The following is a 14,188-nucleotide window of genomic DNA, read 5'->3' on the forward strand; positions in this document are numbered from 1 at the left end:
GATCATCGCCCTATATTGCTCATTATTCGCTGATTCGTTCCTTCGCATTCCTCTCTTGGAGTGCGATGACGATACGCCGATTCGGCTCCTCGCCTTGACTGAACGTTCGAACGAACGGGTGATGCTGCAGCTGCGAATGAATAATTTTGCGGTCTTGTGGAGACATAGGCTCGAGCACGACTTCCTTACCGGTGCGAACAACGCGCCCGGCTAGCCGCTCCGATAATTCCTCCAACGTCTTCCTTCTGCGATCGCGGAAACCTTCCACATCGAGTACGATTCGAACCGGCTTATCACTATAACGGTTGGCCACAATCGTGGTCAAATATTGCAATGCATCGAGCGCTTGACCTCGGCGGCCAATCAATTGGCCGAGATCGCCTTCCCCTTCAACCTCCAGAAGAAGTCCTTCTTTCGTATCGGATCGGGATACCTTCACCATCAATCCCATTGCGCCAGCAACCTCTGTAATGAATTGCTCCGCTTGGTCGTAAGCATTCGGCAGCTCCTCAAGCTGAACCTTCGCTTCCTTTACACCGATCAGCCCGAACAGCCCCTTCGAAGGCTGCTCCAGCACGACCGTAATGACGCGGTCTTCCGTCGTTTGCAATTGCTTCAGTCCGTTACGGACAGCTTCCTCTACTGTCTTACCCGATGCGACGATTTTCCTCATTTCGCAGGAACACTCTCCTTACGCTGTGATTTGCGTACGTACAGGAAGTAGTTCTGAATAATCGTATAGAAGTTGCTGAAAATCCAGTACAGCGGCAGCGCTGCCGGGAAGTTAATCGCCATAACGAAGATCATAACCGGGAAAATAATCAGCATAATCTGCATCCCTGGCATCGCCGTCTTCTGCTGCGACTGCATCATCTTCGTCTGCGCGAAAGTCGTAATTGCCGCTATAATCGGCAGAATATAATAAGGATCCTTCTCGCCCAGCTGGAGCCATAGAAATTCGTGCTCGCGAATAGCGCTGTTCATGTAGATCGCGTTATACAGTGCGATAAAAATCGGCATCTGCACGATCATAGGAAGACAGCCCGCCATAGGATTAACTTGATGCTGCTGGAACAGCTTCATTGTCTCCTGCTGCATCTGTTGCGGATTGTCCTTATACTTCTTGCGAATCTTCTCGATCTCAGGCTGAATCGCTTGCATCGCCTTAGAACTGCGATATTGCTTCAGCGTAAGCGGCAGGATCAGCGTCCGTACAATAATCGTAAGCAGCAGAATCGACAGACCGTATTCGCCGCCGAACCACTTCGCGAATGTATCTAGCATTAACGCGAACCAGTACACAACATTACGCTGCCAGAAGTTCCCCTCCAGCAAGCCTTCTGTTGTCGTTGTTTGATTCGAGGCCGAGCATCCCGTCAGGGTAGCGACCACCAGAATCAGAGCCGCGACAAGCAGCCATTTCCGTTTCAAAATCCGGGACAAAATCACAAACTCCTCTCTGTCAGAGCCATTGCTTTTCCAACCTAAACTATACCATATCTTCTGGTTCAAAGAAACAACTCGTCCAACGAACAGCAGCAGGTTATGTACGCGCCTTCAATAGACCTGCCTTCTTCAGCACGTGGAGCACGCTTCGCTCCAGCTCCTTCGTCTTCATCTCAACGGCCGGCTTACGCACAATCAGGATCAGATCGACCCGCGGTGTAATCCGATCCGCATTCAGACGAACGATTTCCTTCACGACTCGGCGCATCCGGTTTCGCACAACGGCATTGCCAATCTTCTTACTGGCTGACACGCCTAGCCGAAACGGCTCTGCAGCCGGCTGCTTCGACCAATAGACGACGAACTGACCGTTCGCGAACGATTTGCCCGCCCGGTAAATCCGGCTGAAATCGGCCCGGTTCCGTAGTCTCAGCTTGCGATGCATGCTCCCTCACCCCCGCTTCCTTATATATAAGAGCTTGCTCAACAAACATAAAAAAAAGACCACCGCACAGTGGTCTCAAGCTTATGCGCTCAGCACTTTTCTACCTTTTTGACGGCGAGCGGCCAATACTTTGCGACCGTTCTTCGTGCTCATGCGAGTACGGAAGCCGTGAACTTTCTTACGTTTGCTTACATTCGGTTTGAAAGTCGGTTTCATTCGTATGCACCTCCTTGCAAGGATCGTATATGCGTCCTTCTCGTTAAGAGAGTTTGCTCATGCAGGTTACGCGTTCTTTTCATTAAAGAAGGCATTCACCAGCTGTCGGACTACATCGGGAAATTATCGATCTGTTGCCCCGACAGCCCTGAAAAAAGACCTTTTTATATTTAACCACGGGGCCCGAAAAAAGTCAACTGCATCAGCATCAACGGACTTAAGCAGTTCCACAGTTATGCACAATTGAATAGCGATTTTCTATTTTTGTGGATATGAACAGTGCATATTGTGAATTCTGACGAAAATTAATAACATGTGTATAATTTTCGGTCGATTTGGACGAATACTGTCGAAAATCTAACAGGATATAAACAATATCTTGTGCTGTCAGCAACATTTATACACAACCTGTAGGATTTGTGGATAATGTCCCTGGATTCGTTGTAATATAAGGCTTCTTTTGCTATGATAGATATGTTTTCGATGTGGATACCGGAAAGAATTCAACAATGTTATTCACAGCCTGTGGATAACATTGTGAACAAAATCATCCCCTCTTAATAGATGGCGGGAATCGTTCCGTTCATTCTGTGGACGAACTAGGACGCCCGCACGGATATATCGCGTTCCAATCGCGAATTGACGCCTGTTCGGCCAATCAGACTAAGGAGTGACATGCTGTGGACAGCCATACCCCGGATATGTGGCAGCAAGTGCTGTCGGTAATCCAGACGAAGCTAAGCAAACCAAGCTTCGATACGTGGTTTAAAGCGACACGGGCCGACCTTAAAGGTGACCTGCTTGTCGTAACCGCGCCAACGACGTTTGCCGCCGAATGGCTGGAAAGCCGATACACGAAGCTGGTCCGGACAACGATGTATGAATTTCTGGGGCGAACGGTCGACGTAAAGTTTGTAATCGAAGAGAATCGGCCTCCCGAGCCCGCCGCTACACCGCCCGTTGCGGTAACGGCGCCAGTCTCGGCGGAGGAGCCCTTTACGCACCTAATTAATCCTAAATATACGTTTGACAATTTTGTCATTGGCGCCAATAACCGCTTCGCGCACGCAGCCTCGCTGGCCGTAGCGGAAGCGCCCGCCAAGACGTATAATCCGTTATTCCTCTACGGAGGCGTCGGATTGGGCAAGACGCATCTTATGCATGCGATCGGCAATTATATTATTGATCACAATCCTAATATGAAGGTCATGTACATTTCGTCAGAGAAATTTACGAACGAATTCATTAACGCCATTCGGGACAATAGTCCGGAAAGCTTCCGGAACAAATACCGGAATATCGACGTGCTGCTGATCGACGACATTCAGTTTCTCGCAGGTAAGGATGGAACTCAGGAGGAATTTTTCCATACGTTCAATGCACTACATGAGGAACGGAAGCAGATTGTCATCTCCAGCGACCGTCCGCCGAAAGAAATCCCAACGCTTGAAGAACGGCTGCGCTCTCGGTTCGAATGGGGGCTCATGACCGACATTCAGGCACCGGATCTTGAGACGCGGATTGCCATTCTGCGCAAGAAAGCACGGGCCGAGAACCTGGAAATTCCGAATGAAGCAATGGTGTACATCGCCAATCAGATCGATACGAATATTCGCGAGCTTGAAGGGGCGCTAATTCGAGTCGTTGCTTACTCTTCCCTTATTAATGAGGACATCACGTCCCACCTTGCCGCCGAAGCGCTGAAGGATATTATCCCATCGAGCCGGCCGAAGATGATTACGATTCAGGACATTCAACAGAAGGTTGGCGAATTCTACGGATTACGGCTTGAGGAATTCAAGGCGAGGAAGCGCACGAAGGCCGTTGCTTTCCCGCGTCAGATCGCAATGTACTTATCACGCGAGCTGACGGACTATTCACTGCCGAAGATCGGCGAGGCGTTCGGTGGCCGCGACCATACAACGGTCATCCATGCGCACGAGAAGATTTCGTCGCAGTTGAAGGTGGACCAGGACCTGTACAAAATCATTCAGAACTTAAGCGAGAAGATCAAAAATCATACGTGAATAACATAGAACAATCGAGCAAGCCTATGCACAAGCTATGCACATGTGGATAGGCTTGCTTTATCAACGTTCGCAGAGCTTATCCACATATTCACCGCACCTATTACTACTGCTTCTATATTTTTTAATTAATCATCGTCAATAAACGACAACTATCAGCCGCTGCCGACAATACCATCTATACGTTCAAATTACGGACATGCGACATAGGAGTGAAAACATGAAACTGTCTATAGCAAAGAACGAACTTAACGATGCAATTCAACAAGTCGCTAAAGCCGCATCGACTAGACCAGCGATTCCGATTCTTGGAGGCATCAAGTTCGAGGTAACCCATCAAGGCGTCACTTTAACGGCCAGCGACACGGACATTTCGATCCAAAGCTTTATTCCCGTTGAAGCTGGAGATTCTATTATTGCAAGAGTCGATAAACCAGGCAGCGTCGTACTGCCTTCCAAATTTATTGTGGAGATTGTTAAGAAACTGCCTTCCGACGAAGTCGAGATCGAGGTTGGCGAGCATTTTATTACGATGATTCGTTCCGGCTCTACGGATATCCAGATGGTCGGTCTCGATCCAGAGGAATTCCCTGTTCTACCGTCAATCGAGCAAAGCGACATTCTGCAAATCCCGGGCGATCTGCTTAAATCACTTATTCGCCAGACGATTTTTGCTGCATCCACAAGTGAACAGACACCTATCTTAACGGGTGCACTTGTGAACTTAGTTAATCAAGACCTTCGGTTCGTCGCCACAGACCGTCATCGTCTTGCGAACCGTTCTGCTCATGTCGATTCGAATCCGGAGCTCCGCTTCTCGAACGTCGTCATTTCAGCGAAGACATTGAACGAGCTTTCCCGCCTAATTCCAGACGCTTCAGTGCTCGTCGACATGGTTGTAGCAGACAATCAAGCCCTATTCAAAATCGGCAATGTTCTGTTCTATTCGCGGTTGCTTGATGGGACTTATCCCGATACTTCCAAGATTATTCCGCAGACGTACAAAACAGAACTCGTCGTCGATACAAAAAATTTAACGGATGCAATAGACCGGGCCTATTTGATGAGCCGCGAGGAGAAAACGAACATCGTTCGACTCGTAACGCTTGACAATGGCGGCATCGAGATTTCATCCAGCTCCTCCGACCTGGGACGTGTAACGGAGCAGCTTGAAGCGTCCAGAATGGAAGGGGAACCGCTGCGCATTGCCTTTAATTCCAAATATATGCTGGATGTGCTTAAAGTAATCGATAGTGAGCAGTTGACGATCCAATTCACTGGTGCGATGAGTCCAATCATTATTCGTCCATCTGATCATCCACACAGCACTTACATCATTTTGCCGTACCGGACGACGGGTTAACCGCCCATCAGCCGTTTACGTAAGAACGGAGCGACAACCGAATGAAAGAAATTACGATCGGAACAGAATATATCGCCCTCGGCCAGTTTTTGAAGCTGTCGGATTGTATTGATTCCGGCGGTCAAGCGAAGCCATTTCTTCAGGAGTATGAAGTTAAGATTAACGGTGAAGCCGATAACCGCCGTGGACGCAAGCTGTATGCGGGCGATATAGTCGAGGTGGAGGGGTTTGGTACGTTCACCATTGCCCGCCGTTCATAAGCCGAATTGACGGGGGCTGAATAATCGTGTATTTGAAGAAAATTGCCCTGCGCAATTACCGAAACTACGATACGCTGGAGCTCGATACAGACAGCAGCGTTAATCTGTTCATTGGACCTAATGCGCAGGGGAAGACCAATTTGTTAGAGTCTATTTTCACACTTGCGCTTACGAAGTCCCATCGGACATCGAAGGATAAGGAATTGATCGGCTGGACAGCATCGGACGCTCACGTTCACGGAGAAGTGGACAAGCTGTATGGAACGGTAAAGCTGGACTTGATGCTGTCAACACAGGGGAAGAAAGCGAAGATTAACGGTTTAGAGCAACGCCGGCTGAGCGATTTCGTCGGTGCGCTTAACGTCGTCATGTTCGCCCCGGAAGATCTGGAGATCGTGAAGGGAACGCCGGGCGTGCGCCGACGGTTTCTAGACATGGAAATCGGTCAGGTGCAGCCCGGCTATTTGCATACGCTTCAGCAATACGCCAAGGTGCTCGTACAGCGCAACAACTACTTGAAGACGCTGTGGTCTTCGGGAGGGGACAAGCAGGGACTTCTAGAAGTGTGGAACGTGCAGCTGGCAGAGTTTGGTGTTAAAATAATTAAAAAAAGGAAATACTTCATACAAAAGCTTCAGCAGTGGGCGGAGCAGATTCATGCTGGCATAACAGCCGGGTCAGAACAGCTGACAATTGCTTATAAGCCATCTTTCGACATTGAAGATGAATCTGTTTTATTTGATCATTTTATGTTAAAGTTAACACAAGTAAAGGATCAGGAAATACGTAGAGGAACGACGCTTGTAGGCCCTCACCGGGACGATCTAATCTTCTATATCAACGGCAAGGAAGCACAGACGTTCGGCTCGCAAGGGCAGCAGCGTACGACAGCATTATCGCTTAAGCTGGCAGAAATCGAGCTAATTCGTGAAGAAATTGGCGAATATCCGCTGCTATTGCTTGACGATGTACTGTCGGAGCTCGACCGTAATCGGCAGACACAGCTAATCGAGACGTTCCAAGCGAAAGTACAAACGTTTATTACGGCAACCGGTCTTGAGAGCGTCGATCTGGGCAAGCTGCAGGATGCCGGTATTTATCATGTCCGGGAAGGCCACGTCACGCGGTAACGCGCTAAAGAGCTACAGCGCACAGCGTTTCAGGCGAGAGGGAGGACTGCGAATGTATATCCATTTGGGCGGAGAGAAAATTATTCGAGCAGCAGAGCTGGTCGCTATTTTCGACGTTTCGATCGAGCAATCGTCCAAGCTTTCCAAACAATTCGTGGCAGGCGCGCGCAAACGCAAAGACGTCGAGACGATCGGGGAAGAGGAACCGAAGTCGATCGTGTTGACCAAACATAAAATCTATTATTCGCCGATTTCATCCTCCACGCTGAAGAAGCGGGCCCATCATTTTGCGGCTTATTAGGTTAGGCGGCGGGGCTTAAAGCGCAATCAGGCATAGCAGTCGAGAGGAGCAGTGAATAGGCATGTCTACGAACCAGAATACGTATGATGAAAGTCAGATACAGGTGCTTGAAGGCCTGGAGGCCGTAAGAAAGCGTCCAGGTATGTATATCGGCTCTACCAGCGGCAAAGGTCTTCACCATCTCGTATGGGAGGTCGTCGACAATTCGATCGACGAGGCACTTGCTGGCTTCTGTACCCATATCGAAGTTATCGTTCATGAAGATAATAGCATCACGGTAATCGATAACGGACGGGGAATCCCGGTCGGCGAGAACCCAAAGCTAAAGAAGTCAACGCTTGAAGTCGTAATGACGGTGCTTCATGCGGGCGGTAAGTTCGGCGGTGAAGGCTATAAAGTGTCGGGCGGCTTGCACGGTGTAGGGATCTCGGTTGTGAACGCATTGTCCGAGCACGTTACCGTTACCGTTAAGCGTGACGGACATATTTATCAGCAAGAATATCGCCGCGGTACGCCGCTTTACGACATTAAGGTCATCGGCGATACGGATGAGACGGGAACGACAACACGTTTCAAGCCTGACCCGGAGATCTTCACGGAAACGACCGTTTACGAATATGAGACGCTGCAATCGCGGATTCGTGAGCTAGCATTCTTGAACAAAGGCATCTCGATTTCGCTGCTTGATGAGCGTACTGGCCAGAATAATACGTACAAGTTCGATGGCGGCATTATCGAGTTCGTGCAATATTTGAACCGCAGTCGTGAAGTCATCCATGAAACGCCGATCTATGTTGAAGGTGTGAAAGATAACATAAGCGTCGAGGTCGCATTGCAATATAACGACAGCTATACGGAGAATATTTATTCGTTCGCCAATAATATTCACACGCACGAGGGCGGCACGCATGAGTCAGGCTTTAAGAGCGCGCTGACTAGAATCATTAACGACTACGCGCGGCGTACCAATTCCATTAAGGAGAATGACGCCAACCTGTCTGGTGACGACGTACGCGAAGGGTTGACGGCAATTATTTCGGTCAAAATTCCGGAGCCGCAGTTCGAAGGCCAGACGAAGACGAAGCTCGGCAACAGTGAAGTGCGCGGTATCGTCGAATCGCTGTTTGCTGAGAAGCTTCAAGAGTTTCTGGACGAGAATCCGGCGATCTCGAAGCGAATCGTCGAGAAAGGGCTTATGGCTTCCCGTGCGCGAGAGGCAGCGCGCAAAGCTCGTGAGCTCACCCGCCGTAAGAGCGCGCTTGAAGTAAGCTCTTTGCCAGGTAAGCTAGCCGACTGTTCTTCCAAGGATGCGTCGATTAGTGAGCTCTATATCGTCGAAGGTGACTCCGCAGGCGGCTCGGCGAAGCAAGGCCGGGATCGCCACTTCCAAGCGATTCTGCCGCTCCGCGGTAAAATTTTGAACGTCGAGAAGGCCCGGCTTGACCGTATTCTCGGCAACGCTGAGATTCGTGCGATTATTACGGCACTCGGCACCGGGATCGGAGATGACTTCGATCTATCGAAGGCCCGTTACCACAAGATTATTATTATGACGGATGCAGACGTTGACGGTGCACACATTCGTACATTGATGCTGACGTTCTTCTACCGCTACATGCGCAAGATCATTGAAGCCGGTTATATTTATATCGCACAGCCGCCGCTGTTCAAGATCGAGCGCAACAAGGTTGTCCGTTATGCGCAGTCGGAGAAGGAACGGGACGAAATCATTGCCGAGTTCGGAGAGGGCGCCAAAGTTAATGTACAGCGCTATAAAGGTCTTGGTGAGATGAACGCCAGCCAGCTGTGGGAAACGACAATGGACCCGGAGAGCCGGACCATGCTGCAGGTAACGATCGAGGATGCGATCGAGGCAGACATTATGTTCGACACGCTGATGGGCGACAACGTCGAGCCGCGTCGTGAATTTATTCATCAGTTCGCGAAGCACGTAAAGAACCTTGATATTTAATCGTTAATGAACAACAAGCCGCTGGACAGCACAGGTCCGGCGGCTTGTTATTATTTTCGGCTTCGGAGCTTTTTTTTATAGCGTCCGTATCCGACACAATAGCGGTAGATCCGGTGAAACACAGTCGGGTCCCCTAGCTTGCGGAAGATAAAAGGGTCAGGCCGCGTATTGACCTCCAGAACCCACGGGCGAAAATCATGATCGATCGCCACGTCAACGCCGATTTCTTTAATACGTGGATAACGGGCTTGCAGCGCTTTCGCTATATCAAGCCCGAGCTGAGACAGACGGCTGTGCAGCTCCCTCTGCTTCGCTTCGCTCATATGAGCGGACATAAGAGTGGAGAGCGGCAGCGGCGTGCCCCCGCTGTGATAGTTGGTCACAATCTTGGCGGGGTGTCCAAGCCTGCCGATAATACCCGTCGTCTCCCATTCACCGAGATCGTTCTGCTGCACCATAACTCTTAGATCGAATCGCCGGTTGTTATGCTGCAGCAGCGAGATCCCTCTCTGAACGATATAAGGACGGCCTTTTTGTACGGATTCCAAAGCTTTATAGATATCCTCAAAAGTAGAATATCGTCGAATTCGCTTACCTAGCTGGAATTGATAAGGCTTGGAATCATGGCTTAATTTGTCGACCCGGATAACGCCAAGTCCGAACGAGCCTGAATCCGGTTTGACGTATACCATCCCGTAACGGTCGAGCATTGACTTTAGCGTCTCGCGATTAAAGAGCAGCGTTATGGGAATATAGTTGCGGATATGCTCGGAGCGAAGGAGAACCTCCGTTTTTGCCCATTTACTTGGAACTCGCTGGATTGCCACTCGTGAACCCGCCTTTCACCTTAAAAACTTCCCGATCATTCGACAAGCCGAAGAAGACAGAGGTGGAAATCGATGTTATAATAGAGAGGTATGCCTAGAGCCGAATACGGTCCTTCATTCTCTAACAGCATATGGCGGAGTATGATCAAAGGCCAAGGGCGCCCAGCTCATTTTGGGCTGTGTATAAGCCCAATTTGCTTTTGATTGGAAGACGTATTCATGTAGGTTTAAGCGATGCGGCTTTGTGAAAGAAATAGACTAGTGGAATGATCGGTGCATTGCCGATTTTTTGACGTTTTTAGAAGCAGGCCCGGTGTGATGTCAGCGGCAGATTCAATTTATGATCAGCTCTTGCGGGCTGATTCTTTCATAAACGATGCGGCCGAACCGCTTAGGCAAGCAGCAATCGTGTTACAGATGACGTCAGGAGGGTAACAATGTCGGAAGAACAACGCTCCCAAATAAAGGATCGAGATATCGGCACAGAGATGCGCGAATCGTTCATGGATTACGCCATGAGCATTATCGTCAGCCGCGCGCTGCCGGATGTTCGCGACGGACTTAAGCCTGTGCATCGACGTATTTTATACGCCATGTCCGAGCTGGGAATGTCGCCGGACAAGCCATATAAGAAATCCGCGCGGATCGTCGGTGAAGTAATCGGTAAGTACCACCCGCACGGCGATTCAGCAGTTTATGATACGATGGTCCGGATGGCTCAAGATTTCTCGATGCGCTATATGCTGGTTGATGGACACGGTAACTTCGGCTCCATTGACGGTGATATGGCCGCGGCAATGCGTTACACAGAAGCAAGGCTCTCGAAGATTGCGATGGAGCTGCTTCGGGATTTAAATAAAGAGACCGTTGATTTCGTACCGAACTACGACGGCGAGGAGCAGGAGCCTGCCGTTCTTCCTTCGCGGTTCCCGAATCTGCTTGTAAACGGCGTGACGGGCATCGCGGTCGGTATGGCGACGAATATTCCGCCTCACAACTTATGCGAAGTGGTTGACGGTATCCAAGCGCTTATCCGCAACCCGGATATTACGCCGCTAGAGCTGATGAATTATGTGAAAGGTCCGGATTTCCCGACTTACGGTTACGTGTTGGGACAGTCGGGTATTCGTCAAGCTTATACGACGGGGCGCGGATCGATAACGATGCGTGCGAAGGCGACAATTGAGGAGAATGGCGGCAAAGCTCGTATCGTCGTACATGAGCTGCCTTATCAAGTTAACAAAGCACGGCTCGTAGAGAAGATTGCCGAGCTTGTACGTGAGAAGAAGGTAGACGGCATTACCGACCTACGTGACGAATCCGACCGCAACGGGATGCGGATCGTTATCGAGCTAAGACGGGACGTTACGCCTTCAGTGGTGCTGAACAATCTGTACAAGCAGACGCAGCTTCAGGCGACGTTCGGCATTAATATGCTAGCGCTGGTCGACCGTGAGCCGCGTATTCTCAATTTGAAGGAAATGCTTTATTACTATCTCCAGCACCAGATCGAGGTTATTCGTCGTCGCACGGAGTATGATCTGAAGAAGGCGGAAGCGCGCGCTCACATTCTGGAAGGCTTGCGTATCGCGCTTGATAATCTTGATGAAGTTATAGCGCTTATTCGCGGTTCCCGTACGACTGATGAGGCTCGTGAGGGGCTGATCGCACGGTTCGAGCTCAGCCAGGAGCAGGCGCAGGCTATTCTCGATATGCGCCTGCAGCGTCTCACCGGTTTGGAGCGCGACAAGATTGAAGCAGAATACAACGAGCTGCTTGCCAAGATTGCAGAATATAAAGCGATTCTGGCCGACGAGCAGCTAGTGCTTGAAATTATTAGCACCGAGCTGGAGGAGATCAAGGAGCGTTTCGGCGACGAGCGCCGGACCGAGATTACGATTGGGGAAGACGAAATTCTCGACGAGGACCTTATTCCTCGCGAGGATGTCATCATCTCGATTACTCATTCGGGCTATGTGAAGCGTCTGCCGGTTACGACCTATCGCAGTCAGCGTCGCGGAGGTAAAGGTGTAATCGGCATGGATACGAAGGATGATGATTTCGTTGAGCATCTGTTCGTATCGAATACGCACCATTATTTGCTCTTCTTCACGGATAAGGGTAAAGTGTATCGTCTTAAAGCATACGAGATACCGGATCTTAGCCGGACGGCACGAGGTACACCAATCATTAACCTGCTGCAGATCGAGCAGGGAGAAGTCGTGAATGCGGTGATTCCGGTTGAATCGTTCGACAGCGACCAGTACTTGTTCTTCGCTACTCGTCAAGGTGTTGTGAAGAAGACGCCGCTTAACGATTATTCGAACATCCGTAAGGTCGGGCTAATCGCGATTTCGCTTCGCGAAGATGACGATCTGATCGCTGTGAAGCTGACCGACGGTAATCAAGAGATCATTATGGGCACCAGCCAGGGAATGTCCATTCGCTTCCCTGAGCAGGACGTTCGCTCGATGGGGCGTTCGGCAACTGGGGTCAAAGGCATTCAGTTGGACGAAGATGATAAAGTTATCGATATGGATATCGTTCAGAAGGATAATGACGTGCTAATCGTCACGTCCAAGGGTTATGGCAAGCGTACGCCGATGAGCGAGTACCGGACTCAGAGCCGTGGTGGTAAAGGCATTAAGACGCTTAACGTCACGGATAAGAACGGTACAATCGTAGGACTTAAGGTCGTCGTTAACGATGAAGACCTTATGATTATGACCGCATCGGGGACGATGATCAGGACCAGTATGGATGGTATTTCAACGATGGGACGGAATACACAAGGCGTCAAGCTGATTCATATTCGTGATGATGATTCGGTTGCGACGGTAACCCGAGTAGCGCGCAACGAACAGGAAGAACACGAGGAAGAAGAAGCAGGAGACGAGAACGAACAATAAATGGCCATGTACGGAAATGGCCATGTACGGCGCATCTAGAGGAGCGGGAGGAACAGCGCATGGTAAGCGTATCGGTAACGAAAATTAAACCGGGTGCAAAGCTGGCTTTAGATGTGCAGACGCCGCTGGGTAACACCTTGTTCCATAAAGGCGTCGTTGTTACGCAGCGTGAGCTTGATATACTGCGTGCATTCCAGGTGAAGCAAGTTGATATAGACGCTCCAGTTGAGAAGCAGGTAGAGAAGGCTGCCACTTCAGTAATAGAAGAAAAGCCGAAAGTGAAGGAAGAGGAGAGCGTCTCTGATTTTCAACGCGAATATGACGCTACATTTCAATTAGTCCGTAAGGTGTTCAATAATGCGCTATCGGGAGAAGCACTCCCGGTGCTCGATCTTCGCAAACAGTTGGAAAAGCTAATAGCGAGAATCGAGGAGTATAACGTATTAACCTACGTACCATCAGGGCTGAAGGACAGCGAATATTGGTATCACAACGCGTTGATGACGGCAATAACCTCATATTTGATCGCCCGGTGGAATGGTTTGCCTTCGAAAGATTGGATGCAGGTTGCATTGGGTGGTTTGCTTCATGATATTGGCAATGCCAAGGTTAACCGGACCATTCTGAATAAGCCTGCGCCGCTTAATCCAGATGAGACGGAAGAAGTGCGTCGGCATACCGTGTATGGTTATCAAATTCTGAAGTCCAATGCTGCACTTAACGAGGGGGCTCGTCTCGTATCGCTGCAGCATCATGAAAGGGAGGACGGAAGCGGATATCCACTTGGTATTAGCTCGGACAAAATCCATCCGTATTCGAAAATCGTCGCTATTGCGGACATTTTCCATGCGATGACGCTGGACAAAGCCTATCGCAAAGGGGCTTCGCCTTATTTGGTGCTGGAGCAGATTCAAATGGATGCATTCGGCAAGCTGGAGCCTGCTTACGTACGCACATTTATTGAAAAGGTAACACGGTTTCATAACGGGACTGTCGTTCGCATTAGTGATGGACGGATAGGGGAAATCGTATTCTCTGACCGTAATCACCCGACGAGGCCATGGGTATCATGTAGTGGTACGATCGTAAACCTGACGGTTGAACGTTCGTTACACATAGAAGAGGTTATTTCGAGCTAACGAATACCGGTTTAAGCAGCCGCTCTCCTATAAGGAGGGCGGTTTTTCATTTGAATAAAGGGACTTCGAAATTAATAATAAAAAAGGGTTGCAATGCATTAGTCATCTATGATATATTATTTAAGTCGCCGCTGAACGAAACGGTGATAATGA

The 14,188-nt window shown here is 49.7% G+C and carries 13 protein-coding genes; 8 read left to right on the forward strand and 5 right to left on the reverse strand.

Annotation, left to right across the window (positions count from 1 at the left end):
* Nucleotides 1–22: 22 nt before the first annotated feature.
* From jag to rpmH, 4 genes are all read right to left on the reverse strand, one after another.
* Nucleotides 23–673: an RNA-binding cell elongation regulator Jag/EloR gene (gene jag, locus PXY01_RS18670; protein ID WP_127572063.1), complete on the reverse strand. Its 651-nt coding sequence runs from the start codon at nucleotides 671–673 to the stop codon at nucleotides 23–25.
* Nucleotides 670–1,446: a YidC/Oxa1 family membrane protein insertase gene (locus PXY01_RS18675; protein ID WP_127572088.1), complete on the reverse strand. Its 777-nt coding sequence runs from the start codon at nucleotides 1,444–1,446 to the stop codon at nucleotides 670–672. Before PXY01_RS18675 ends, jag begins: the two co-directional genes overlap by 4 nt.
* A 97-nt stretch (nucleotides 1,447–1,543) precedes the next feature.
* Entirely contained in the window at nucleotides 1,544–1,891 is a 348-nt protein-coding gene (gene rnpA, locus PXY01_RS18680; protein ID WP_127572065.1) for a ribonuclease P protein component, read from the reverse strand.
* 81 nt (nucleotides 1,892–1,972) lie between these two features.
* Nucleotides 1,973–2,107 (reverse strand): 50S ribosomal protein L34, encoded by a 135-nt coding sequence (gene rpmH, locus PXY01_RS18685; RefSeq protein ID WP_127530040.1) that lies wholly within the window; start codon nucleotides 2,105–2,107, stop codon nucleotides 1,973–1,975.
* 680 nt (nucleotides 2,108–2,787) lie between these two features.
* Here rpmH and dnaA point away from each other — a divergent pair.
* From dnaA to gyrB, 6 genes are all read left to right on the forward strand, one after another.
* The gene (dnaA, locus tag PXY01_RS18690; protein WP_127572067.1) at nucleotides 2,788–4,134 is read left to right on the forward strand and encodes a chromosomal replication initiator protein DnaA; all 1,347 of its coding nucleotides are present in this window, start codon (nucleotides 2,788–2,790) and stop codon (nucleotides 4,132–4,134) included.
* Between the two features lie 220 nt (nucleotides 4,135–4,354).
* The gene (gene dnaN, locus PXY01_RS18695; protein WP_127572069.1) at nucleotides 4,355–5,497 is read left to right on the forward strand and encodes a DNA polymerase III subunit beta; all 1,143 of its coding nucleotides are present in this window, start codon (nucleotides 4,355–4,357) and stop codon (nucleotides 5,495–5,497) included.
* 41 nt (nucleotides 5,498–5,538) lie between these two features.
* Nucleotides 5,539–5,757 (forward strand): S4 domain-containing protein YaaA, encoded by a 219-nt coding sequence (gene yaaA, locus PXY01_RS18700; RefSeq protein WP_127572071.1) that lies wholly within the window; start codon nucleotides 5,539–5,541, stop codon nucleotides 5,755–5,757.
* A gap of 26 nt (nucleotides 5,758–5,783) precedes the next feature.
* A complete protein-coding gene (gene recF / locus PXY01_RS18705; protein ID WP_127572073.1) occupies nucleotides 5,784–6,887 on the forward strand; it encodes a DNA replication/repair protein RecF in 1,104 nt (367 codons plus the stop codon).
* A 52-nt stretch (nucleotides 6,888–6,939) separates the two neighbouring features.
* Nucleotides 6,940–7,188: an extracellular matrix regulator RemB gene (gene remB / locus PXY01_RS18710; protein ID WP_110042347.1), complete on the forward strand. Its 249-nt coding sequence runs from the start codon at nucleotides 6,940–6,942 to the stop codon at nucleotides 7,186–7,188.
* Nucleotides 7,189–7,249: 61 nt separating this feature from the next.
* The gene (gene gyrB, locus PXY01_RS18715) at nucleotides 7,250–9,160 is read left to right on the forward strand and encodes a DNA topoisomerase (ATP-hydrolyzing) subunit B (RefSeq protein WP_127572075.1); all 1,911 of its coding nucleotides are present in this window, start codon (nucleotides 7,250–7,252) and stop codon (nucleotides 9,158–9,160) included.
* Nucleotides 9,161–9,210: 50 nt separating this feature from the next.
* On the opposite strand, the gene PXY01_RS18720 is transcribed toward gyrB, so the two are convergent.
* Entirely contained in the window at nucleotides 9,211–9,987 is a 777-nt protein-coding gene (locus PXY01_RS18720; protein ID WP_127572077.1) for a YheC/YheD family protein, read from the reverse strand.
* 437 nt (nucleotides 9,988–10,424) lie between these two features.
* Here PXY01_RS18720 and gyrA point away from each other — a divergent pair, with 437 nt between their 5' ends.
* Together gyrA and PXY01_RS18730 are read left to right on the forward strand one after the other, a co-directional pair.
* Nucleotides 10,425–12,896, forward strand: a complete 2,472-nt coding sequence (gene gyrA, locus PXY01_RS18725) for a DNA gyrase subunit A (protein WP_127572078.1) — start codon at nucleotides 10,425–10,427, stop codon at nucleotides 12,894–12,896.
* Between the two features lie 59 nt (nucleotides 12,897–12,955).
* Complete coding sequence (locus tag PXY01_RS18730; protein WP_127572080.1) at nucleotides 12,956–14,035, forward strand: HD-GYP domain-containing protein; 1,080 nt, start codon at nucleotides 12,956–12,958, stop codon at nucleotides 14,033–14,035.
* Nucleotides 14,036–14,188: the final 153 nt, after the last annotated feature.

The sequence above is a fragment of the Paenibacillus xylaniclasticus genome, from assembly GCF_004001065.1.
In the GTDB taxonomy this organism is placed as follows: domain Bacteria; phylum Bacillota; class Bacilli; order Paenibacillales; family Paenibacillaceae; genus Paenibacillus_T; species Paenibacillus_T xylaniclasticus.

What these genes read in the sequence shown, in the direction of transcription:
- jag (WP_127572063.1), bottom strand. Translation starts at nt 673, where the DNA reads ATGAGGAAAATCGTCGCATCGGGTAAGACAGTAGAGGAAGCTGTCCGT.
- rnpA (WP_127572065.1), bottom strand. Translation starts at nt 1,891, where the DNA reads ATGCATCGCAAGCTGAGACTACGGAACCGGGCCGATTTCAGCCGGATT.
- rpmH (WP_127530040.1), bottom strand. Translation starts at nt 2,107, where the DNA reads ATGAAACCGACTTTCAAACCGAATGTAAGCAAACGTAAGAAAGTTCAC.
- dnaN (WP_127572069.1), top strand. Translation starts at nt 4,355, where the DNA reads ATGAAACTGTCTATAGCAAAGAACGAACTTAACGATGCAATTCAACAA.
- yaaA (WP_127572071.1), top strand. Translation starts at nt 5,539, where the DNA reads ATGAAAGAAATTACGATCGGAACAGAATATATCGCCCTCGGCCAGTTT.
- remB (WP_110042347.1), top strand. Translation starts at nt 6,940, where the DNA reads ATGTATATCCATTTGGGCGGAGAGAAAATTATTCGAGCAGCAGAGCTG.
- gyrB (WP_127572075.1), top strand. Translation starts at nt 7,250, where the DNA reads ATGTCTACGAACCAGAATACGTATGATGAAAGTCAGATACAGGTGCTT.
- gyrA (WP_127572078.1), top strand. Translation starts at nt 10,425, where the DNA reads ATGTCGGAAGAACAACGCTCCCAAATAAAGGATCGAGATATCGGCACA.
- PXY01_RS18730 (WP_127572080.1), top strand. Translation starts at nt 12,956, where the DNA reads ATGGTAAGCGTATCGGTAACGAAAATTAAACCGGGTGCAAAGCTGGCT.